Below are 24655 nucleotides of genomic sequence, written 5' to 3' on the forward strand. Positions count from 1 at the left end.
ATTCTCCTTTTTAGCTTACCTTCCTGATTAAAATATCGCTAACTTCTAAATCATCGCCTATCTTAACCATATCGTCCTGTTGCTTAACTAATTCAATATTAATTCTATTGCTACCCTCATAGCCCTCTTTTAATATTCCATCTAAAAATGTTTCATTATCCATTTCGCTTCCGCCAATTTTATATGTCTCTTTTTGACAAAGATTAACAAAAAACGAGAAATAGTCCACATTTTTTAGAATGTTTTCATCATAAGTTTTTTTCATAAGTTCATTAAAGTCGCTTAAGCTTATACTTGTCTTCTTATGAAGGACGCTTATAAGATTATTCATAATAAAGATGTAATTAAACTTAATTCTTGCATCTTCGATTTCATCCTCAAAGACAATATCCATTGCTTCTTCATTAATAACTTTTTCCTTATATTCATACTTGGCTGGCTTCATAGTTAAAGCCTCATCTATACTATTTAATCCAAAAGTCTTTTTAATGTTTGGCTTAAATAAAGGACCAAGCAATATGCTTAATGCATCTGCATTGTCTCTTTTTATCATAGCATTTAGAGTAGCTGTAAAATCCATATGACTTCTTAGTCTGCTTAACTTAGCACGTCTAACAGCATCATCTGTCATCTTCTGCATTTGTGTGCAATCTCTTAAAAGCTCTGCATGTCTATTCATAGCTATCTTTAGCTGATTTTCTAGATTATATATTTCATTAATAGTTCTATAATAACTTTCAGTTTTTTCCTTAGTGCTACTAGCATTTAGTCGATCTATGGATTTTTTTATTAATTCCTGATTTTTCTTAAATAACTTTTCTTCATCTTCAAACCACTTCATTCCCGTTTCAACAAATTCTTCATATGCATCAATGCCCGCATAAACATCTGTTGATAGAATTAAAAGGACTTCGTTCTTCTTTTGTTTTAATCTGTTCACTTCTTCATTAATTCGCTCTACAACTTCAATACCACCTCTGAAGTTCTCTGAATTAATCATTTTTTCAAGAAGCAACTGAGATACATTTATTCTACTTTCATCTTTTATTTCTTTCGTATCAAGATAGAATTCTACCGCATCCGCACTTATGGAATACCACACTGTATTATTACGTATCGTACTTTCTATAATTCTCATTCGTGAAACATATCTCTTTTTATCAATTGGATCAAAGTATGAAAATTCAAATGGTCTACCGTCATTTTTAATCTTATCAAACACATAATCAGATATTTCCTTAGCCTCTTCCATTGTTAAATCAAGGCCAAAATCTCTTTTTAGTAGACTTTCTGTAAAATTAAGATACTCAATATAGGTTACATCCTTTTCTTTAAAGTTATTCTCTTCAATGAAAAAACGTAAGATTGCCATTATGATATAACCCATATCAAGAACTTCATATTTACCATCCTTAAATTGAGAAAAATTGGTATCTATCAATTTAAAAAACGGATAGTATTTTTTTAGATTTAGCATTCGCTCACGGTGATCTGTTATAATATCACCCATCATATTTTCAGCCATTTTATCTCCCTTGTGGCTCTTTAGCCAATCCCCCAAATATTAATTACAATTCTGTTCTACCTTCAAGTGCACGAAGTAATGTAACTTCATCAATATATTCTAGATCTCCACCTACAGGAACACCACTAGCAATTCTTGTTACCTTAATTCCTGTCGGCTTAATCATCTTGCTAATATACATGGCAGTTGTTTCGCCTTCTAGATTAGAATTAGTGGCAATAATAACTTCATCCACATCACCTTCTAATCTCTTTATAAGTTCCTTTAATTTAATATCACTTGGACCAATTCCAAGCATTGGGCTAATAGCTCCATGAAGTACATGGTAAACGCCTTCATATTTACCTGTCTTTTCGTATGCTGCCAAATCCTGAGTCTGCTCCACAACCATAATCACCTTATGATTTCTCTTCTCATCTCTACAAATCGGACAAATTTCCTCATCTGTTAATGTAAAACATGATTTGCAATAATGAATGTGACCTCTTGCCTCAACCATTGTATTAGCAAGGCGCTCCACCTCATCCTCAGGCATATTAATAATATGAAATGCCAGGCGCTGTGCACTTTTTGCGCCAACACCTGGTAATCTTGAAAGTTCTTCTATTAGCTTATTTATATGTCCACTATAAATGTCCATTAAAATAAACCTCCGCCAAGACCTGAAAGGCCTCCAGTAATCTTAGACATAGATGCTGCAGATTCTTCCTCGCACTTTCTAAGCGCTTCGTTAGCTGCTGCAACAATTAAATCCTGAAGCATTTCAACATCATCTGGATCAACAGCTTCTGGATCAATTGTAACCTTTGTAAGTTCTCTCTTACCAGTTACTGTAACTTCAACAACTCCACCACCTGCAGTTGCTGTGAATTCCTTACTTTCTAGTGCTGCCTGCTGCTCTTCCATCTGTCTTTGCATTCTCTGAGCCTGCTTCATTAAATTATTCATATTGCCAGGCATACCACCTGGAAAACCGCCTCTTTTAGCCATTAGATCATTTCCTCCGTATTATCATCAATTTCAATTTCGACTCCACTAACAAGATCTTTAATATCTGTATATCTGTTGTAGAAGTCTTCATTATCATCTAATTTTGTTATAAGAAGATCAACTGTAACTCCAGTTCTTTCCTCTATTAAATCAACCAATTCAGCCTTTCTTTCTTCTCGGCTTAAATCGTTATAGCTACTTAAAGATTGTATCATAATCTCTAAACGTTTTCCATCTTCAGAAAGCGTTACATGTGACTTTTCTAGCATTTCTTTAAGTCTAGCTTCCTCTATACTATCAACTATGCTTCTCCAAGCTTTCGCAATACTTTTTATATCTTCTGGGACAGCCTTATAAACTCTCTTTGGTAGTTCTTCTTTAACAGCATCCCCTTTATCTGTATCACTCGCCGCTCTAATTGGTACCATTACAGCCCCTGATTTTATTTTATTTAAGGCTTCTTCTAATTTACCTTCTAAAATGGTAATTCTACTTGTAAGATCTGATATATCCTCACTATTTTCCATAGCAGGTCTCATAAGTTTAATTAAAGTAATTTCTAATTCAATTCTCTTTTGAGTTGCCAGCTTAAGCTTAGCAACACTTTCAGATAGAATTCTTATATAACGCATTAATGTATCAACATCAACAAGTTTACTTACCTCTACCATATCATTTAGGTTATCACTAGAAACATCAATAACGTCTTCTATTTCCTTAATATCTCCTGTTGTCTTAATAAGAAGAAGATTCCTTAAATACCAAATAAAATCATTAACAAATTGAACAAGATCTCGACCTTGAATAATAATGTCTTCTATAAGATTCATACACTGTGTCACATCGCCCTTTAATATAATCTCCAAAAGATTCTTAAACACATCTGTGTCAACAGCGCCTAAAACCTCAAGTACATTCTCATATTTAAGGTCCTTACCAAGATAAAAAGCGATACATTGATCAAGTAAGGATAGGGCATCTCTCATTGAACCATCTCCAGCTTTAGCAATATATCTTAAAGCTCTATCTTCAACATTAATATTCTCAGCTTTCATAAGCTCTGAAAGTCTTGATGCAATTGTATCTATGGTAATTCTATGAAAATCGTATCTTTGAACACGAGATAGAATTGTAATTGGTATCTTAGCAACTTCTGTAGTTGCAAGTATAAAAATTACATATGCTGGTGGTTCCTCTAAAGTCTTTAAAAGAGCATTAAAAGCACTTGTTGATAGCATATGTACCTCATCGATGATATATACTTTGTATTTACCTTCTGTTGGTGAATACTGAACTTCATCGACAATCTGACGTACATCATCTACGCTATTATTAGATGCAGCATCCATTTCAATAACATTCATAGATACTCCAGCTGCAATAGCCTTACAAACAGAACATTCCCCACAAGGATTTCCATCCACAGGATTCTCACAGTTAACAGCTTTTGCCATAATCTTAGCAATAGTTGTCTTACCAGTACCTCTTGTACCTGTAAAAAGATATGCATGTCCTATTCTATCCGCTTTTATTTGGTTTTTTAATGTTGTAACAATGTGGTCCTGACCCTTAACATCATCGAAATTATCAGGTCTCCACTTTCTATATAATGCTTGATATGCCATAACTTTATCTCTCTTTTACAAATTTATAAATCTATTCTAAATTATAAATCAAATTACAAATATTTAAAAGCAACATATTTAATCCACGCAATTGTAATTTCACTATATGATAACAATTGCCACATAAGGTTAAACCTCATGTGGCTAATAAAAAGATAAATTATTCCAATGTTTTAAAGCCGTGCGCTTTAGTCTCGAACAATCATCCACAGACGTTACCAGTATAGTTAGCTCGGCCCAGGCGACCTCTCGGCACATAGAAGGTTCTACTTAATGCTGCTTCGTTCCCGACCTGACATGATTCATAGATTCCTATTGCGAAAGACCCAAACGTCATCACCACTTTTACCGGGCTGCTCCATAAAATCAAGCCCTCAACCAAAGCATCACCCCTGCTATAGCAGATTTCAGGTACAGGGTTCTGCTACCACCCCGGCTGCACGGTAATATAAATTATACTTATAATTGCTCTCTTTTGTCAACCACATATAAATGTGATAAAATCAATTATAAAGTTAGGAAATAAGGTGTTTATATGGAAGAAACCACAAACAGTATTGAAGAATTAAATTTACATAAAAAATATATGCGACAAGCTATTACTCAGGCTAAAAAAGCTTATAAATTAAGGGAAGTACCTATAGGCTGTGTAATAGTACACGATGGAAAGGTTATTGGCAGAGGCTATAATAGACGAAATACAGATAAGACAAGCCTTGGACATGCTGAAATAACAGCCATAAAAAAAGCAAGTAAAGTTATTGGAGATTGGAGACTTGAAGATTGCACAATCTATATAACCCTAGAACCTTGCCAGATGTGCGCTGGAGCAATTGTACAGGCACGAATTCCCAATGTTGTTATTGGTTCTATGAATCCAAAAGCCGGATGTGCAGGATCCATTATTAACATATTAGATATTAGTGCCTTCAATCATCAGTGCAAAATTACAAAAGGCGTTTTAAATGAAGAATGCTCTAATATGCTTACTGAGTTTTTTAAAGAACTTCGCGAATACAAAAAAGCTATGAAAAAACCAGACATCCAAAAATCCAATTAAGGAGGACTTGTCATGAAACTCGAATATGATTTGGGAGATTATGTTCTACGTGCTTTAGATGAAACTTATACACAGCAAGTGCTTGATTTTTATAGTAGAAATCAGGCTTCCTTTAATCAGTATGAAACAGATAAGCCTGTTAATTTCTATACACAAGAATATATTTCTCTAATGCTTAATGCGGAATTTAATGGATATATAAAAGGAAATTATATACGCTTTTATTTGTATAAAAAGGACATTCCAGACTACATAGTTGCAACTTGTTCTTTTTCTCATATTCACTATGCCGATACTAAAAGTTGCAATATAGGATATAAAGTTGATTCCCTATATCATAACCGAGGAATTGCAACAAGCTTAGTTTCACAATGTGTAAAAATCATGTGTGAAGAAAAAGGACTTCATAGATTTGATAGTTACATCTTACCAAGTAATGCTCCATCTCTTAGAGTCATGGAAAAACTCGGATGGATTGATGAAGGAATTGCCTATAAATACGCCTTTATTAATGGTACTTGGAAAGATCACAAGCATTTTGTTTACATAAATAACTAGACAAATTTTACATTTTATAGATATAATATCTAGACTTACATTATGTATGAAAGGATTTAATTATGAAAAATTATGACAATGTAATGCACCTTGGTAATCCAACCAATACCATTGCAGTATTAAATAGATATGGTTTTAATTTCCAGAAAAAATTTGGACAAAACTTTCTTATTGATGAAAATATCGTAAGTAAGATTGTAAGAGAAGCCGGTGTAACAAAAGACGATTTTGTACTTGAAATTGGACCTGGTATTGGTACTATGACTCAGATTCTATGTGAGAATGCAAGAGAAGTAGTAGCCGTTGAAATCGATACAAAGCTTATACCAATTTTAAGAGAAGATACACTTAGATACTATGATAACGTAACAGTTATTAACGAAGATATCCTTAAGCTTGATATCAACAAATTAGCAATGGAAAGAAATAATGGCAAACCAATTAAAGTTGTTGCCAATTTACCATACTACATTACAACACCTATTATTATGGGACTTTTTGAAAGTCATGTTCCACTAGATAGTGTAACAATCATGGTACAAAAGGAAGTAGCTGACAGAATGCAGGTAGGTCCTGGCACTAAAGACTATGGTGCTCTATCATTAGCTGTTCAGTATTATGCTAAGCCTGAAATCGTACTTAATGTACCAGCTAGCTGCTTTATGCCAAAGCCAAATGTAGACTCAGCTGTAATTAAACTTAACAGATATCAAACACCAGCTTATGAAGTTAAAAATGAAAGACTACTTTTCAACTTAATTAAAGCTGCTTTCTTACAGAGAAGAAAAACAATGCTTAATAGCGTTTCTAATGGTCTTTCAAATGTAACAAAGGAAGATTTAGCTAACGCACTTGAATCTATGGGCCTTCCAAAGACAGTCCGTGGAGAAGCCCTAACCCTTGAACAATTCGTAGAATTAGCTAATAAATTAGCTTAAACTTTTAACTTAATCTTTAAACAAAAAAGAGCCCTTATACTGATATGTACCCAGAATCCTGAACACATATCATACAAGGGCTCTTTTATTATGTCTATTTTTTACAAAGCAGATACAAGAATCCGTTTTGCTTTTTCCTCATGATTTGTTAGAAGCGCTTTAATTACTTAATCTCACTACCAGCAATAATATCCTTATCTACAGTAAGAACTGATAAATTACCTTCATCATCACTTGCTGCAAGAATCATACCCTGTGATTCAACACCACATAACTTAACTGGCTTTAAGTTAGTAATAACAGCTACCTTCTTACCAACCATTTCTTCTGGCTTATAGAAATTAGCAATACCAGATACAATCTGTCTTACCTCATCACCAATTCTAATCTGTGAACAAAGTAACTTCTTAGCCTTCTTAACTGGTTCGCACTTTAATACTTCACCAACTCTAATCTGGATCTTATCAAAGTCATCAATTGTAATTTCTTCCTTAGGCTCAACCTCTGGATACTTAACACCACCAGCTGCAGCTTTCTGTGCTGCCTGAATCTCTTCAACCTTAGCTAATACTTCTTCAAGATCAAGTCTAGCAAATAAAATCTCTGGCTTATCAGTAACCTTAAGTCCTGACTCTCTTAAACCAAACTTATCTAAGTCATCAAAATCACGAACACCAGCTTCTACATTATCTGGATATAACTGAGCTAAAACTCTATCTGTAGTTTCTGGCATGAAAGCCTTAAGTAAGTTAACACCAATTGTAATACCTTCAACAAGGTTATATAAAACTTCTTCAAGTCTTTCCTTCTTAGATTCATCCTTAGCAAGTGCCCAAGGCATTGTCTCATCAATATACTTATTACATCTCTTAAAGAGTGTAAATACTTCTGTAATAGCATCAGCAACATGAAGTGTAGCCATCTTATCTTCTACCTTCTTAACTGTTCCTGTAACTACTGCCTTAAGATCAGCATCGTAATCAGCGCTATTACCTTCTTCATCAACAGCACCATCTGTATTAACACCTGTCTTATTAACAACACCATCAAAATACTTATTAGACATTGAGATTGTTCTATTAACAAGGTTACCAAGTGTATTAGCAAGTTCAGAGTTCATTCTCTCAACTAATAATTCCCAAGAAATAACACCATCATTTTCAAATGGCATTTCATGTAATACGAAATATCTAACTGCATCTACGCCAAACATATCTACTAAGTCATCAGCATAAATAACATTACCCTTAGACTTACTCATCTTACCATCTGCCTGGATAAGCCATGGATGACCAAATACCTGCTTTGGAAGTGGTAAATCAAGAGCCATAAGGAAGATAGGCCAATAAATAGTATGGAATCTAATAATATCCTTACCAATTAAGTGAAGATCTGCTGGCCAATTAGCCTTAAATAAATCAGAAGATTCACCATCGCAGTCATAACCAATACCTGTAATATAGTTTGTAAGAGCATCAAGCCATACATAAACAACATGCTTAGGATCAAAATCAACTGGGATACCCCACTTAAATGATGTTCTTGAAACACATAAATCCTGAAGACCTGGCTTTAAGAAGTTATTCATCATTTCGTTCTTTCTTGAAACTGGCTGAATAAATTCTGGATGAGTCTCAATATAATCTATAAGTCTGTCTGCATATTTACTCATCTTAAAGAAATAAGCTTCTTCCTTAGCTGGCTTAACTTCACGTCCACAGTCAGGACACTTACCATCTACAAGCTGTGATTCTGTCCAGAAAGATTCACATGGAGTACAATAAAGACCTTCATAAGCTCCCTTATAAATATCTCCCTGATCATATAATTTCTTAAAAATCTTCTGAACCTGCTTTTCATGTGGCTTATCTGTTGTTCTTATAAACTTATCATAAGAAGTATTCATTAAATCCCAGATTCTCTTAATTTCTGTAGAAACTTCATCTACAAATTCCTTTGGTGAAACACCAGCTGCAGCAGCCTTCTCCTCAATCTTCTGGCCATGTTCATCACTACCAGTCTGGAAGAATACATTATATCCCTGCTGTCTTCTAAATCTTGCAATACTATCTGCAAGTACAATTTCATATGTATTACCTATATGTGGCTTACCTGAAGTATAGGCAATAGCTGTTGTCATATAGTAATTTCCTCTATTCTTTGGCATTTAACTTCCTCCTATCATTTTTATTATCAATCCATAATGGATAATAACTTTCGGCATTTGTTATATATATCAAATGTATATTCTACAACGCATATTCTTAAATGATAGTTAATTTAATTCCCTATGTCAAGCCCCGTTAAGCCACCTAAAAACCCAAGCTTAACCCAATTAAAAGCTCTTTATCCAAGGCTCTAAATTGTCAAATAAAATATCAAATTGAATAGGTCCCATATCAAGAATATACCTATGGAATTCCTTAAGATTAAACTTAGAGCCTAACTCATCCTTGGCTTTTTCTCTAAGTTCAAAAATCCCAATCATACCAAAGGCATACTGTGTGTAATTACCAGGATTAGCAATAAATGCGTTATACATATTTTTATATGAAGCCTCACTAAAATTAAAGTACTGTCCTACATACTCACGCATCTTGTTATAATCCCATCCTAGATAATTAACTCCAATATCACCTAGAGCATACACTATAAGCGTTGTTTCATAATTAAGTCCCATAATCTTATTTAGACTTTCATTTCCTGTATTGGCAAAGGAATAAGAAAGCACCTCAACATATGAAGCCCATCCTTCCATATACCCCCTTGGAGCAAGTACATATCTTATCCAGTAAGGATTAGAATTAATAAAGTACTGGGTTTGATATAAATGTCCTGGATACCCTTCATGTGCAATAGTTGGATATATTTCTTCTCTGCCTGCATTATTAATATAAATTGAATTCACATCTGCATTATCAAGCTGCGGAATAAAATACATAGCGGGACTGGCATAATCTTCTAAAGATTTAGTAACATAAGAGACATTATAACTAGTCTCCTTAATCTCAGGAAAATCCGCACTAATCTTTGACTTTAAATCCTCTATCATTGCAACAGGGTCACTCATACCAAAGGAAAAAGTGGACATCTTACTACTTATAGAATAATCACTATAAATAATCTTACTCATTTCATCTAAAAGTTCATCCACATAATCCTCACCCAATTCAAAGAGATCATTTACTGATTCACCCCAACCAAGTTTTTTATTTACCAAATATTCAAAGTATCTGCTTCCGTTAGGATAATTACAAATTCCTCCACTATACTTATTAGTTCCCTTAAGGGCTGCAAGACCAGTTGCTAGTTCTTCATATCCCTTAACCACATTAGATTTAACAGCTTCGTAATTATCCTGCTTATATTTAGTTTTTTCTTCATCTGTAAGGCCACTAAACTTATCAATTCTCTCATTAAAGCTAGCAATCATTACTCCGTCATCATTTAAAGCCTCATCCTTAAAGGAGTTACATGAATTAATAACTTCATCAGCTAAATCATCTGACAAAAAATAGCCTGCATCAGCTCTTAATTTCTCGTATTTTAAAATATCATTAAAATAATCATCCACATCAGCCACAAGCAATAAATATTCATCTATGTCCTTTTTTTCCACAAATGAGTATTCTGCAAAAAGCAATGGTAACTGAACATGAATACCTATTGTTGGTGTTATATCTGTACTTAAAAGGTATAAATCTGCATTATTTTTTTCATTAGTAAACATCTTATAAAGTTCGTTATATGTGATTTTTTGCTTTTCATTTAATGTATTTACATCATACTTATTAAGCTCATTTAGAATTTCCTCGTAATTCTTAGCAGACCCTAAGTTGTCATAATCAATTCTACCTAGATTCTTACTATAATTATTCACGCCAAAGTCAGATGGATGCTCCATATATGAATGAATGCTAATAAGGTCGGATTCCTCCATTATATCCACATAAAGCTCCTTTAGATACTCATCAAAGTCCTGACTACTATATTCCTTAACAGTCTCTATTTCGCTGCTTTGGACGTTTTCATTTTTCTTAGGCTGACTACATCCGCTAATTGAAAAAATAAGACATACACTAAGTACTAAGGAAACTGTAGTTTTAATTATTTTTTTCATAAACTACCCCCAGTTATTATTAATTTTTACCCTCTCTATAAAAATCAAAACACATCTGATTAAAAATCAGATGTGTTTCTCTATTCCCTTAGTGTATATTATATCATTATAAAAATATATTAACAACATAAATTGCAAAATAGCCATGTTCCAAGACATGTCATACATGAAATACCGCTATTAGCTGGGCTATATGATTGCTGTCTTGCATTGTACCACTGTCCGCCACTTTCAAGATTCTGATAATAATTTCTATATTGGAAGTTATCTGGTTCCATTGAAACGGCTTTTCTAGCATATTCTAATGCTGCTGCCCTATCTCCTCTTCCTGCTTGAGCGTTAGACATAATAAAATACCATCTTGCATCTCTATCCTCAATTGAATTAAGAATATTTATAGCCTCTTCATATCTTCCAGAAGTTACATAATTAAGAGCAGATCTTAATTTATACGAAATCTCATCATCACCATTCATATTATTAGCATTTTCATAGAAGCCGCCAAAACCAAATGGGCCAAAGCCCCAGAAGTTTCCATATTCACCAAAATTACCAAAATCGCCCCATGGATTTCCTTGCGCATCTCCATCATATCTATAGCTACTAGCACGTCCCGTACCATATCTATTCTGGCTATATGGGCCTTCGGAATAACCGCCCTCTTTTTCCTTCATTATTTGATTATAAGCTTGCTGAACAGTCTTAAACATCTCCTCAGCCTGTTCCTTATTAGGATTGTTAATATTGGCATCTGGATGATACTTTCTACTTAATTTTCTATATGCTTTTTTTATCTCATCTTCTGAAGCATTTCTTGAAACGCCCAAAATTTGATACGGATCTGACATTTTAACCTCCACTTTTAAAGTTTCTTATCTTCTAGTCTTTTTCTTTTTACTTCCTCAAATCTAATAAATACACCTGAGTAAATTATATTTCGTAAAATTTCTGCATTCTCAATTATTGGCAAGTATTCAAATTCCTTACCAACAACGGTCATATATGCTTTTAGCATATTCTCAATAAATATATCAAAATCCGGTTCCTTCTCATAACTCTTTAGACAGTTATAATTACCGGTTTTCTTATCCTTTTCTAAATCATCATAAGCATCCATTATATACACAAATTGACCAAGTGCCATTCCAATTCTAGATAGGCTTTGACTCCACTCGTCATTTTTCATACATAAAACAGCAGATAAGACCTTTCCAAAGGTTTGCGAAACCACGGAAATGCTCTGTTCATTATTCTTCTCACAAATAGAAAGTTCATGCAATCCCTCTTTAATAATTCTTGCCTTATCTTCATATTTGTCCATTATCTTATTAGCATTTCTTTTTAAAAGATCAGCATAAGCCTTACTATAAATCTTCTTCTCATCTTTCCAATCGTCTACTAGATGATAATATGACATAAGTAAGTTCATATCTGCAATATAATCTGTAACTTCGCTTATGGTCATCTTTTGTTTCTTAATTGGATGCGCCTTACAAGTCTTATTAATTCTTGTAAGTTCAGGTTCATAAAGAGATGTAAGCAAAAGTACTGCCATTGTCATATCATAACTTAAAGTCATTTGACCTAAAAAGGAATATTTTCTTTTTAAGCTATGACATAGACCACAATAAAAAGACTTGTATTCTTCATACTCTCTTATTTTTAATTCCGGTTTATTGACAATAACATAACCAAACATAGTTCTTATCTCCTTACGCGTTTAAGAATATCATAATACAAGTTACAATTCCATTATAATAGCATTAGGGGTTTATTAAAAAAATATTAAGTGGGAGTATTTGACTTTGATTTGTAAATCTTATAGATTTTTTTGTTAGAAAAAAATAAAAGCCTTACAACCTAGGTAATTCCTAAATCATAAGACCTTCTAGTGCACCGCCAGGGGTTCGAACCCTGGACACCCTGATTAAGAGTCAGGTGCTCTACCAACTGAGCTAGCGGTGCTTATTTTGTTTTTCTGAAGCTCTGTAAGAACCTCATTTATTATACATCAGTGAGTTTTGTTTGTCAAGCACTTTTTTTATTTTTTTTTGAAGGCTTGAAAACTTTCTGATGAAGTGTTGCTTGTCTTAGTAATCTTATCTATAATTTACTAAGAAGACTTGTTCGTAAGAACTTGTGTCCCAACGAGATGTAATTATAGTAGAGGATTCATTTTTTGGCAAGTGTTTTTTGCAAATTTTTTCGGTTGTGTTTGTATATTATTGATATTTTCCGCCTTCAAACCCGCATAAACACTGAATTCTTTTTTGAAAATTTCTTAGAAAAAAATTGATTTTTTCTTTGTTTTTTCTTAATTTTTTCCGATTTTCTTAAATAGAAATTAACTTTTACCTCTACTTATTTATGAAATAAAACTTTTATGATAGTCTATTTAAAACAACAAAAGGAGGACCTTATGAAAAAAATATCATTTTCTTCTTTTTTTAAAAAGAAAAAGAAAGAACCAGAACATGAGGACAACAAAAAAGACTCCATTGATATTTTAAAAGAAAACATTTCTAAAATATCAGATGTGGAATTTAATCCTATTAAAGAAGATCAAGTTAAAGAGAATACAGATGATCCATCAGCTAATAACTCTAATAAATTCAAATTTATAAGAAACGATAAATACTTATCTATAGTAATTTATGGACTTATTTTCGTTCTCTTTTCTATTCTTATATATAAACTAATTGGCGACTTATCAATTACATCTAAAGCAATATCCGCTTTCTTCTCCCTTTTAGGGCCATTTATAACAGGCGCATTTATTGCTTTGATTTTGTATCCTTTGGTTAAACTTATATATAGGAACTTTTTTACTAACCTATTGCACATTAAGTCAGCTAAGCTAAAAAAGATACTATCAATACTTCTAGCTTATATTATTGCAATCGGATTTATTGCTATATTACTTGGATTTGTTATTCCACAAATCTATTTTAGTTTGCAGGAAATAATAGATAAACTACCTGTCTGGTATGACAATACTTACAATTTCATTATTAACTTTGAAGACAAACACTCATACTGGACATTTATAAATTTTGACGACGTTAACAATTACATTCAAAGCATATTACCAAGATTAACAAATTACCTAACAGGAATTCTATCTAATATGATTCCTTACCTTGTTAATACCTCAATGGCTATTATGAAGGGATTAGTTAATTTCATTATTGCTATTATTGTTTCAATTTACATGATTTCAGATCATAAAAACTTATTCTATCACGCAAAAAGAGCTCTTTATGGAACACTTCCAAAAAAGACTGCTGATTCATTTAGAATAATAGTAAGAAACTGCGTTAACATCTTCCTTGACTTTATCTTTGGTAAAGCGCTTGATTCCCTAATCATTGGAATTCTTTGCTTTATTATAATGTCAATTCTTAAGATGCCATACTCAGTATTAATAAGTGTAATTGTTGGTGTTACCAATATGATTCCTTACTTTGGACCTTATATTGGCGGTGTTATTGGTGGATTATTTATTATTATTGCTAACCCTGTACTTGTTATTGGATATGCAATATTAATCCTTGTTATCCAGCAATTAGACGGTCTTGTTATTGGACCTAAGATTATTGGAGATAGCACAGGTCTTAAACCATTATGGGTAATATTTGGTATTACAGTTGGCGGTAGCTTATGGGGAATTCTAGGAATGTTCCTTGGTGTACCTATTGTTGCTGTATTAGGATATATACTTAATCTTATTGTACAACACCTTCTTAACAAAAAAAGTGTAAAGATTAAGCCTTATGATTCATTTGATGAATTCTAAAAATTGATTACTAACTTATATTTGTATAAAAGCTATAAAAAATCCCCCTGAATAGGTAATTCTATCTTAAATAGATAATTACATATTTAGGGGGTATTTCTATTAATCTCTATTGGCAATTAGTTTACAAATTGCATTACCTGCTTCTGAGAACTTCTTCTCATATTCAGTCATTACATTGCCTTCATTCATTCTTGGCTCATTGTGAAGATCTCTTGTATAATCTACTAAATTCCAATTAGCTTCCTTTACTTCTTCTAATGAGAAATTAAATAAATCAACATTATCTGTCTTAAATTCTACTCTTCCATCAGCCTTTAAGATTTCATTATATCTTGCAAAAAACTGTCTTGATGTAAGTCTTCTTTTGGCATGACGATCCTTTGGCCATGGATCAGAGAAGTTTAGATATATTCTATCAACTTCATCCTTACCAAATACTTCTGTAATAGCCTCAGCATCCATTCTAATAAATCTCAAATTTGGTAATTGTAATTCATCCTGTTTTTCTACAGCACGTAATAAAACTGAAGAATACTTCTCTATACCTACATAATTAATACTTGGATTTAAGCTTGCAAGTGTAGTAATAAAAGTTCCCTTGCCCATACCAATTTCAATATGAATTGGATTATTATTCTTAAAAACTTCAGACCAAGTTCCCTTCATTCCAATAGGATCAGTGAAAACATATTCATTTTCCACCATAACTTCTCTTGCGCCAGGTACATTTCTTAATCTCATCTTTTCCTCCGCATATGGTTAAAGCCTTAGCTTCGATATTATTTTTTATGTAACTTTCGTATTATAAATGATTTTTTCTATTTTGCCAATATAAAGTTTAGCAAACCATAAGTTGCCACTTTTATCATTAATTATTATAATAAAATGTGATTTTTGATGATAAATTATTTTTTCAAACTTAAAGGACGGAAATTTTATGATAAAACTTAAAAAAATACTTAAGGCAGGAGTTGCACTTCTTAGTGCTAGTTTACTTCTCTTAACACCTGCAATTAATGCTACTGCTGCCATTTCATCTACTGGTAGCATTGTTTCTAATGTAGATACTTCTAATTTAACTTGGCCTAGTGCACCTAATGTGCAAGCCGGAAGTTGTATATTAATAGATGCAGATACAGGTTCAATTCTTTATGAAAAAAATGCATATACAAAATGCTATCCTGCAAGTACAACTAAGATTCTTACAGGATTATTAACTATAGAAAATTGCAGTTTATCTGAAAACATCACTTTTTCAAAAGCTGCTGCCGAATCTGTTAATATAACAGAAGATGCTAATTTAGGCACTAAAGAAGGGGAAACATATACTGTTGAACAGGCACTTTATGGCATGCTTTTATATTCTGCCAATGAAATTGCTTATGGACTTGCTGAACACGTAGCCGGCAACCTAGACAGCTTTGTTGATATGATGAATGCCAAGGCAAAGGAAGTTGGAGCACTTAATACTCACTTTGCTAACTCAAGTGGATTATATGATAGCAATCACTATACAACAGCCTATGATATGGCAATGATTGCAAAGGCATGTTATAACAATGCAACCTTTGTAAATATTGACTCCACTTCTTCATCTTATACTATTCCTGCAACTAACAAGACAGCAACACCAAGAACTTTTAGACATAGACACAAAATGCTATATGGCAGGGAATACTACTATGAATATTGCAAGGGTGGTAAAACAGGATTTACAGACCAGTCACAATATACCCTTGTAACCTTTGCAGAAAAAGATGGAATGAGACTAATATGTGTAACATTCCAAGAACCAAGTGATGAAAGCCGTTTCGTTGATACAAAGGCATTGTTTGAATGGGGTTTTGATAACTTTACAAAAACCACAACTTCAAGTAGTAATATTAGCTCACTATTAACCAATGAGACAATTTATACATCTAGTGTATTCTCAAAAAAGCAGCTAAATTACAACCTTACAGCATCATTTATAACAATACCTAATACTGGTTCATCATCCGATGTTACTATTGCATTAGATGATAACTACGACCTAACCAATAACAATGGTGAATTAGGTATTCACCTTAAATACTTATTTGGCAATAATGTTGTAGGTACAACAACCCTTAATATAAACACTTCAACAGCAGCTAAGGATTCATCCCTTCCATACTTAAATGCTACAGATAATCATTCAAAATATAGCGCCAAAAAATGCCTATATATTAACATCTGGATTTTGCTTGGAGTTGTATTAATAATTGCTTTAGTTGCATATGTAATCTACTATCTTAACACATCAACTAATTACAAAAGACGTAGAAGAGCAAAAAGAAAATTAAGATTTTAATAAAAAGACACTTTAACAGCCCCCGACCAAGAATAAATCTTGGCCAGGGGTTTTATAATGAGGGGGACTGGAAAGCATAATTTTTTCTGATCTAAATCAGAATCTATATATTTGATGTAAAATTGGAGATTCTCTAGGTGGGAGTTCCCTCTCCCACCCAAGGAGAGTCTATGGTATAGCACATCAAAAACAAATACATAAGACGTCTTGTCTTATAGAAACTGTCTAAACAATATAGCCTCTATTGGCATTACCAGATATAGATTCACAATATCCAGCTTTAGAATAAGTTAAACCAGCATATACATTCTGTGTGTTTTTCATAAGAGAAGCTGATTCATCCACCTTACTTACTTCATAAAAACTTTGTCTTAACTTTAATAATATATTTTGTAACTTACAGACCTCATCCCTATCAAATCTTGTAAAGTTACTTATTAGTCTTCTTTTTACAAAATTATAAATAACAAACAAATTCTTAGATAAATCAAATTCCATATTAAGTCCAACAATCAATTCATCTATTGCTCGTTGTGCTCCAACAATCGCATGTCTTTTTTCTTCAATTTCTTCCACTTCACAAGCTTCCTTCAAATAATCAAGTGCTAAGTCATAAATAATAACTACTAATTCTGTTCTATTTGCTTGAGAAATCCTATAAGAATATGTTCTGATTAAATCATTATTCATGGCTATCTTTCCTTCTTCTTAAAAACTTACTTATTTAAAATCTGTAATACTTCTGCCGGTCTTTGATTTGCCTGAGCTAAGATAGATGTTGCAGCCTGAGTCATTACTGTATAACTTGTATATTCTGTCATTTCTTCTGCCATATCTGTATCTGTCATTACTGATAAAGCCTTAGTTAAATTTTCCACTGAAACATCTAAGTTATTTGTAGTATGTTCAAATCTATTCTCATATGCACCTAACTGTGATCTAACCTTATTAAGTCTTGTTATAGCCTCATCAACTATCTGAACAGAAAGTGTTGCTGTATATCCTGTCATAACGTTAATATTCTCAGTCTTTAGTGTATATGTGGAAATTTCTGGAATATTAATTACTATTACCTGATCTTGGTTACCGCCAATATGCACACTTAATGTACCAACATCTGTTACTTCCTGATTGATCTTTTCAGCATTACCCTTTGACACAATTTCAGACTTTCCGTCTGTTCTTCTTTGGTCATTAAAAATTGTTCCTGATACATTTCCTGGAATATCTAGTTTAAATACCTTATTGTTAACATCTGTCACTGTAATTTCTGTACCCTTTGTTGAAATAATTGCAGATGATTCAAAACCAACTCTTGTTTGAACACCATTAGATATTGTTGTTGTGAATTCTGCCTCACAGTCTTTACCTTCTGCAATAATTCCATCGCCAATTCCAGCCTCAGGCATACCAAGCATTGCAGCTAATTCAATGTTATCGCATTTAATCTCTAGTTTTTGATCTGATCCAAATTGATTAGTCATCATAACCAAATATGAACCTGTATAATTAGTTGATGGACTAAATCCAGCATATTTAGTTCCATTAGATTTTGTGTCATTATCTGTAGGAGATGCTACTACAAATGCCTCACCACCAGCATTATTCATACCATCTACTAATTTTCCCATAATATTTCCTAGAGTGTCTCCCTCTGCAATTTCAATTTTATAGCCATTAATGCTAATGTTTCCTGCCTGTCCTGCACTAATTGTCTGTGTGTCATTCATTGAAATTGTGAAAGAACTTACTGCCACAGCCTGTCTAGCATCTTCAGTAACAGTAACTCCATAAATACCTGCAACATAATTATCAGTACATTCAAGCTGATTAACTCCCTGATAATCTGAATACACTCTTCTTGTTAAATTACCATTTATAAGAGACTGAGTATTAAATTCTGTCTGATTTGATATTCTATCTATTTCATTATTAATGTTATCAATTTCTTCCTGAATAGCTCTACGTTCAGAATCAGAGTTAACATCATTAACTGCCTGAACTGTAAGTTCCTTTAATCTTGCAAGCATAGACTGAATCTCACTTAAAGCACCTTCAGCTGTGTTTAATACAGATACCCCATCTGAAGAGTTATTGTTGGCTTGATTTAGTCCTCTAATCTGCATTCTCATTTTTTCAGATATAGCAAGACCAGCAGGATCGTCCACTGAACTATTTAATTTAAAACCAGATGATAATCTCTCGATTGAGGTAGATAAAGCATTCTGTGCCTTCTGTAAAGCGTTATTAGAAACGATGGCTGAAATATTTGTGTTAATTCTCATTATAAAAACCTCTCTTTGTCCGTCCACCGCCCTGTGAGAAACTTTTTATTTTAACTTCCATGTACTATATATATCGGACCAATTTCCTATTTCTTAACTCGATATTAGTAATTTCTTGTTTCAATAAAATTTAGTTTTTCTAGTAAACAAGCGCATTAACAGCTTTGCGTGCAAGGCTATATAAGCTAGATGTAGAGACTTGTGTTTCTCCTATAGCAGTATTTATATTTTCTAGTTCCTCTACAAAATCCACCTGTTTAAAACTACCATCATTAACATAAGTATCCTTTATCTTGCCCTTTAAAATGTCCATTTTTTCCACACTTTTACTTACCTTAATACTTGCAGCAATTGTATCATTACTTACCTGCATATTAAGACTAGTCTTTCCGTATTCCTTGCTATCTAATTCAATGGCTATTTGACCCTTAAACTCAGATGTTGAAACTAGCTTTAAGTTTATCATTCCTATTCCATCCTCTGATGTATAAGGTATTCTATACTCTCCTTTGTCTCTTAATTTTGATGCATAATTAAACTGTCTATTGTTAATTCTTAACAGTTCTAACATTTCAAAATTAAGATTAGAAAGTGCATTTGCTCCTGCCATTTCCATCATATTAGACGCACTAGAATCATTATTAGTCCCAACTAATCTACCCTCAATTGCTGCCTCAAGACTATCATTACTAGCTTCCCTTAATTCTTCTATGTAATTATCAAGTTCTTCCTTTTGTCCAATTTTTTCTATTACTTCTCCTATGCCCTTTACTTTAACTGGACTAATAGCTGCATTGGCAATAATAAAATTATCGGATTTAATTAATTCACTTACAGCCCTTAGATTTCCCATATTTTCTTCTAAATCTGCCTGTAATAAATTATTATATATCCTATCTTCTACATTGCTTTTTTCTAGCAATTCTCTTGTGTATTCATTATCTAATTCCTGCTCTAATCTATAATCATATTCAACACTAATATCATTGATAAATTTATTAACCGATTCCTTTTCAATTCCATATTTATTGTCGATTTTTTTCAATGTATTAGGTGTTATATAATTCTTATTATTGTTAAATAATGCCTTATAATAGTTAATCTCGCCTTCTATGCTTGCTAGTCCTGTATTGTCATCTATTGTTCTATCAATACCACTGTGTTTTCTACTTTCAAAAGCGGTAATAAGATTTCCCATAGATACATCAGCGCCCTGCTTTATAAGACGACCAACCGATTCTCCAGCATCCTTAGTAAAAATATTCATCATTCTATAGATGCCTATAAACATCTTTCTTTCATCTGCTGTAATATTGTTTGTTCTATCTAATTTATACAAAAATTTTGCAAACTTTTCTTCATTAGCCAAACTTGCCTCACTATTTTGTTCAACAAGATATTCATTTAGATCAGAGATGTCGCTTTCCATTGGATTAATACCATCTCTAATCATCTTAAGGGCTGTCTCTGGTTTCATATTATTAATCAAGTTCTTAAGAGTTTCATTTACTGTCTTAACTTTATTAATATTATCAGTTGTCTCCTCCATGCCATTAAGAGCTAATATTCTAACTGCATCTCTATTAGCCTTATTATCTTCTAGTCCTAAACTATTTAATATTTCCACAGCACTATTTTTAACAGCCTTACTCATAGAATCCCCTAAGTCAGGTCTTATCTGTGTTCCAACTGTCTCATATGTCTTATCATATAAATCAAGCTTACTTTTTATTTGCATTCCCACATTTGCAACTGTGTTAATTGTGAGAATAGTTGCAGCTTCACTAGTATTAATAAGCTTACTAAAGGCAAAAAGAGGGGTTTCTTTAATTTCTTCAACACGAGTACTAACATCTATTGCTCTTCTTATATCAGCTGCTAAATTTCCTGTACTATCAAGCCCCTTTATAAGTTCTTCATTTAACTTACTTATTGGAGTTGATAATAGTTTATCTACATTATTTACCAAAAAGGCACTTGCACTGCTTGTCATTAATATTCTTGTTTCAAGTAATGTATAATATGCAGCATTTGCCTTAGCATTATCTGTATTATTATCCTCTAAATTTATATCCTTAATTAAGGCCAAAGCTTCATTAGGATCAAATACTTCCTTCCCTTTATCATTAGCTTTAACTGCCTTATATATGTTTTCTAAGTTAATTGAAAGTTTATTGTCTATGCAAGTTTTAATTTCCTTAATACCAGCATTATTACTTGCTTCATAAGCCATTTCAACTGCTTCTAGTTTGGAATATTTACTTGTTACATAAACATTATTTATGCTCTCACCAAGGGCTAAATTATCGACCATTTTATCTAATATTTGTGCCTTGCCCGTTAAACTTTTTATTTCGTTAACATCGACTGAATCTAGTTTTTCTAAATTTTCTAGATTAGTTGCTGTTACTGGAATGTCCGATTTTAACAAAAGCTTTGCATTTTCTAATGCAGCCTTTAAGTCTTCACAATTAGATGACTGAACAACTCTAACTAATTGATTTCTCATACCATCAAGATCTGCATCACTAATTGTGCTAGACATATTAAATGTGCTATTTGTAGCCATTTGTGCATTATAAATTCCATCAATAGTTGCTTCTACATTATTAGACACCATATATAATTTTGCCTTGCTATTTAAGCCTTCTAATTTGTCTATTTTTTTCATAGTATCTTCTATAGATACCAAGTCTTCTTCTTTTAATTCTATACCCTTATCATTAAGCCTATTAGACACTTCATTAGCTAGAGCTTTACTTCCTGTTGCTTTTATTAAAGCCTCTTTATTAATTGGTGTGCCATAGGCTCTATAGTCCTTTGAATGCATTGCAAGTTCAACTCTTATCTTATCTATAATTGTAAGCATTTCATCCTTAGATGCGTCTGTAAGATTATAGCCCTCTTTATCAATTCCTATAGCATCAGCTACACTTGAGCCTGACAACTTTTTCATAAGAGCTTTTAATCCAATTTGTGCACCCTTAGCACTATCCATAATTTGAGATTTTACATCATTAGCTTCAGAAAGGAGTTCATCATATGCATTAATGCTTTTCTTCTCTCCATTAGACACAAAAGCAGCGGCAAATGTTTTATCTACACTTGCCGTCTTAGACATATTATTGTTTAAGATATTTATAGAATTATTACTTGTTTTTTCATTTCTATCTAAAAAAGTATTTACATCTATATTTAAACCCATAAAAAAACTCCTTATTTCCTGTACTAATCTTCTCTACGATTAATATCGGAAACAAGGAGTTAAAATATAAGTTAATGTTTTTTACCTATCAATTTTTGTTGGTAAACAACGGCTTACATCACCGTCAAATTCATAAACATTTATTCCATATCTATCAAGATCAATTAATAATGAATCGTCATATCCATCACAATTTCCCTTAACTGATTGAATCTGCTTTGCCTGTTTTTCTTCATTATCACCTAGCACTAATTTATACTTACCTGCAATTGGTGTACCAATTCTAAATGATGGTCTTTCAATTGGTGTAAAATTAAGAACAAAGAGTAAATTTTTCTTTCCAGAAGGACTAATTCTAATAAATGATAATACGCTATTATCCTTGTCATTAGCATTAATCCATCTAAATCCCTTTTCATCATAATCTGTCGCATAAAGAGCTGGATATTTTTTATAAAGCTTCATACACTTTGATGTAAATTCCTGCATTGCCTTATGTGAAGGATCCTCAAGTAAGTACCAATCAAGGGATTTCTTCTCACTCCATTCATTCCACTGACCAAATTCCTGACCCATAAATAAAAGTTTTTTACCTGGATGTCCTGTCATATATGCATAAGCCAATTTAAGGTTAGCAAATTTATCTTCCCTGTCACCAGGCATTTTTCCAAGCATAGAATTCTTTAAATGAACCACTTCATCATGTGATAAAACTAATATGAAATTCTCGCTATATGCATACATAAGTGAAAATGTAATTCGTCCATGGTTGAATTTTCTAAAATATGGATCCAACTTCATATATTCTGTAAAATCATGCATCCAACCCATATTCCACTTAAATGTAAATCCTAAGCATTCGCCATTATCAGGATCACCTGATACCATAGGCCAAGCTGTTGATTCCTCAGCTATTGATATTGCCTGTGGGAATCTCTTTCTTAATATGCTATTAAAGTGCTTTAAAAAGCTCATAGCTTCTAGGTTTCCATTGTCGCCATATTTATTAGGAATCCAATTTCCATCTGATCTTCCATAGTCAAGGTATAACATTGAAGCTACCGCATCCACTCTTAATCCATCTACATGGAACTTATCTATCCAATATAATCCGTTGGCAATAAGGAAGTTGGATACTTCATTCTTCTCATAGTCAAAAACCAAAGTTCCCCAATCTGGATGTTCGCCCTTTCTTGGATCTGCGTATTCATAAACACAACTTCCATCAAACTTAGCAAGTCCGTGAGCATCCTTAGGGAAATGAGCTGGTACCCAGTCAAGAATTACACCTATTTTTTTCTTATGCATATAGTCAACAAAATACATAAAATCTTCTGGTGTACCATATCTTGCTGTTGGAGCATAATATCCTGTTACCTGATAACCCCATGAGCCATCAAATGGATATTCTGCAATTCCCATTAACTCAATATGTGTATATCCCATTTCTGATACATAATCAGCTAACTTATCTGCTAGCTCTCTATAACTAAAAAATCCATCATCTGAATCTTCTATTTTCTTTTTCCATGATCCTAAATGGCATTCATAAATTGACATTGGAGACTTTAAATGGTTTTCCTTTTTCTTAGCTTCAACCCATTTTTCGTCCTTCCATGTAAAGCCATTAAGATTTGTGATTTTTGATGCTGTTGCTGGTCTTAATTCTGCAGCATTAGCATATGGATCTGCCTTATATAATGCTTCTCCACTCTGTGAAATAATTAAGAATTTATATAACTGATTCTCCTTAGCACCTTCTATAAATAAATCGTAAACGCCACCCTCTGATATTTTCTTCATATCATATCCGTATGCGTCCCAATTATTAAAATCGCCTACAACATAAACCTCTTTAGCCTTTGGAGCCCAGACAACAAAATACACGCCTTCTTTGCCATCTTTTGTGCAAAGGTGCGCTCCCATTTTGTTATAGATTTCATAATGTGTTCCATTTCCAAAAAGATATGCATCAAGCTCTGTAAATGCAATATCCTTATAGTCTGGAAATGCGCATTTTTTCTCAATTTTTGCCTTACTCATTTTTTATTACCACCTCTTACTCTTTTACAAACTAACATTAAATAATCTTTCGTTAGCTTTTACTTTCCCCTTTGTAAATAAACTTAACGTTTTTACTTTTTTTAGTTTAGCATATTTTCTTTATAATTACTAATAAATTTTGACCTCAAGTCATTCTTTTTTTGCCCTTTTATCT

Annotated in this window: 18 protein-coding genes, 1 tRNA gene and 1 other RNA gene; 5 read left to right on the forward strand and 15 right to left on the reverse strand. The window is 32.7% G+C overall.

Going from position 1 to position 24655, the window contains the following annotated elements:
- Positions 1 to 10: 10 nt before the first annotated feature.
- From T537_RS0104380 to ffs, 5 genes are all read right to left on the reverse strand, one after another.
- Positions 11 to 1525 (reverse strand): hypothetical protein, encoded by a 1515-nt coding sequence (locus T537_RS0104380; protein ID WP_034210387.1) that lies wholly within the window; start codon positions 1523 to 1525, stop codon positions 11 to 13.
- A gap of 43 nt (positions 1526 to 1568) precedes the next feature.
- Complete coding sequence (recR, locus tag T537_RS0104385; RefSeq protein ID WP_031556521.1) at positions 1569 to 2165, reverse strand: recombination mediator RecR; 597 nt, start codon at positions 2163 to 2165, stop codon at positions 1569 to 1571.
- Entirely contained in the window at positions 2165 to 2515 is a 351-nt protein-coding gene (locus T537_RS0104390; protein ID WP_027437945.1) for a YbaB/EbfC family nucleoid-associated protein, read from the reverse strand. The genes recR and T537_RS0104390 overlap by 1 nt, the downstream gene beginning before the upstream one ends.
- Positions 2515 to 4140: a DNA polymerase III subunit gamma/tau gene (dnaX, locus tag T537_RS0104395; protein WP_031556522.1), complete on the reverse strand. Its 1626-nt coding sequence runs from the start codon at positions 4138 to 4140 to the stop codon at positions 2515 to 2517. Before dnaX ends, T537_RS0104390 begins: the two co-directional genes overlap by 1 nt.
- 179 nt (positions 4141 to 4319) lie before the next feature.
- An RNA gene (gene ffs / locus T537_RS12660) (signal recognition particle sRNA large type) lies at positions 4320 to 4584 on the reverse strand.
- A 91-nt stretch (positions 4585 to 4675) separates the two neighbouring features.
- Here ffs and tadA point away from each other — a divergent pair.
- From tadA to rsmA, 3 genes are all read left to right on the forward strand, one after another.
- Positions 4676 to 5200 carry a tRNA adenosine(34) deaminase TadA gene (gene tadA / locus T537_RS0104400; RefSeq protein WP_031556523.1) on the forward strand — a complete coding sequence of 175 codons (525 nt, stop codon included), beginning with the start codon at positions 4676 to 4678 and terminating at the stop codon, positions 5198 to 5200.
- 12 nt (positions 5201 to 5212) lie between these two features.
- Positions 5213 to 5758, forward strand: a complete 546-nt coding sequence (locus T537_RS0104405; protein ID WP_031556524.1) for a GNAT family N-acetyltransferase — start codon at positions 5213 to 5215, stop codon at positions 5756 to 5758.
- Between the two features lie 62 nt (positions 5759 to 5820).
- A complete protein-coding gene (rsmA, locus tag T537_RS0104410) occupies positions 5821 to 6696 on the forward strand; it encodes a 16S rRNA (adenine(1518)-N(6)/adenine(1519)-N(6))-dimethyltransferase RsmA (protein ID WP_155895231.1) in 876 nt (291 codons plus the stop codon).
- Positions 6697 to 6859: 163 nt separating this feature from the next.
- Here the strand turns inward: rsmA and metG are convergent, their stop codons facing one another.
- From metG to T537_RS0104435, 5 genes are all read right to left on the reverse strand, one after another.
- Complete coding sequence (gene metG, locus T537_RS0104415) at positions 6860 to 8863, reverse strand: methionine--tRNA ligase (RefSeq protein ID WP_027437940.1); 2004 nt, start codon at positions 8861 to 8863, stop codon at positions 6860 to 6862.
- A 168-nt stretch (positions 8864 to 9031) separates the two neighbouring features.
- Entirely contained in the window at positions 9032 to 10816 is a 1785-nt protein-coding gene (locus T537_RS0104420) for a DUF885 domain-containing protein (protein ID WP_027437939.1), read from the reverse strand.
- 119 nt (positions 10817 to 10935) lie between these two features.
- Entirely contained in the window at positions 10936 to 11664 is a 729-nt protein-coding gene (locus T537_RS0104425) for a DnaJ domain-containing protein (RefSeq protein WP_031556525.1), read from the reverse strand.
- Positions 11665 to 11678: 14 nt separating this feature from the next.
- Positions 11679 to 12515, reverse strand: a complete 837-nt coding sequence (locus tag T537_RS0104430) for a DUF5685 family protein (protein WP_027437938.1) — start codon at positions 12513 to 12515, stop codon at positions 11679 to 11681.
- Positions 12516 to 12708: 193 nt separating this feature from the next.
- Positions 12709 to 12781 (reverse strand) — tRNA-Lys (locus tag T537_RS0104435).
- 454 nt (positions 12782 to 13235) lie between these two features.
- Here T537_RS0104435 and T537_RS0104440 point away from each other — a divergent pair.
- Complete coding sequence (locus T537_RS0104440) at positions 13236 to 14612, forward strand: AI-2E family transporter (RefSeq protein ID WP_051554959.1); 1377 nt, start codon at positions 13236 to 13238, stop codon at positions 14610 to 14612.
- Positions 14613 to 14714: 102 nt separating this feature from the next.
- Here T537_RS0104440 and trmB read toward each other — a convergent pair whose 3' ends face one another.
- A complete protein-coding gene (gene trmB, locus T537_RS0104445) occupies positions 14715 to 15356 on the reverse strand; it encodes a tRNA (guanosine(46)-N7)-methyltransferase TrmB (RefSeq protein WP_027437936.1) in 642 nt (213 codons plus the stop codon).
- Between the two features lie 196 nt (positions 15357 to 15552).
- Between trmB and T537_RS0104450 the strand changes: the two genes are divergently transcribed.
- Positions 15553 to 16947, forward strand: a complete 1395-nt coding sequence (locus T537_RS0104450) for a D-alanyl-D-alanine carboxypeptidase family protein (RefSeq protein ID WP_051554958.1) — start codon at positions 15553 to 15555, stop codon at positions 16945 to 16947.
- A gap of 225 nt (positions 16948 to 17172) precedes the next feature.
- On the opposite strand, the gene T537_RS0104455 is transcribed toward T537_RS0104450, so the two are convergent.
- From T537_RS0104455 to glgB, 4 genes are all read right to left on the reverse strand, one after another.
- Positions 17173 to 17637 (reverse strand): flagellar protein FliS, encoded by a 465-nt coding sequence (locus T537_RS0104455; protein ID WP_031556527.1) that lies wholly within the window; start codon positions 17635 to 17637, stop codon positions 17173 to 17175.
- A 26-nt stretch (positions 17638 to 17663) separates the two neighbouring features.
- The gene (locus T537_RS0104460) at positions 17664 to 19232 is read right to left on the reverse strand and encodes a flagellin N-terminal helical domain-containing protein (RefSeq protein ID WP_027437934.1); all 1569 of its coding nucleotides are present in this window, start codon (positions 19230 to 19232) and stop codon (positions 17664 to 17666) included.
- A gap of 139 nt (positions 19233 to 19371) precedes the next feature.
- Entirely contained in the window at positions 19372 to 22437 is a 3066-nt protein-coding gene (locus T537_RS0104465) for a DUF6240 domain-containing protein (RefSeq protein ID WP_027437933.1), read from the reverse strand.
- 81 nt (positions 22438 to 22518) lie between these two features.
- Entirely contained in the window at positions 22519 to 24480 is a 1962-nt protein-coding gene (gene glgB / locus T537_RS0104470; protein WP_051637160.1) for a 1,4-alpha-glucan branching protein GlgB, read from the reverse strand.
- Positions 24481 to 24655: the final 175 nt, after the last annotated feature.

This window comes from Lachnospira multipara LB2003 (genome assembly GCF_000702205.1).
Classification (GTDB): domain Bacteria; phylum Bacillota; class Clostridia; order Lachnospirales; family Lachnospiraceae; genus Lachnospira; species Lachnospira multipara_A.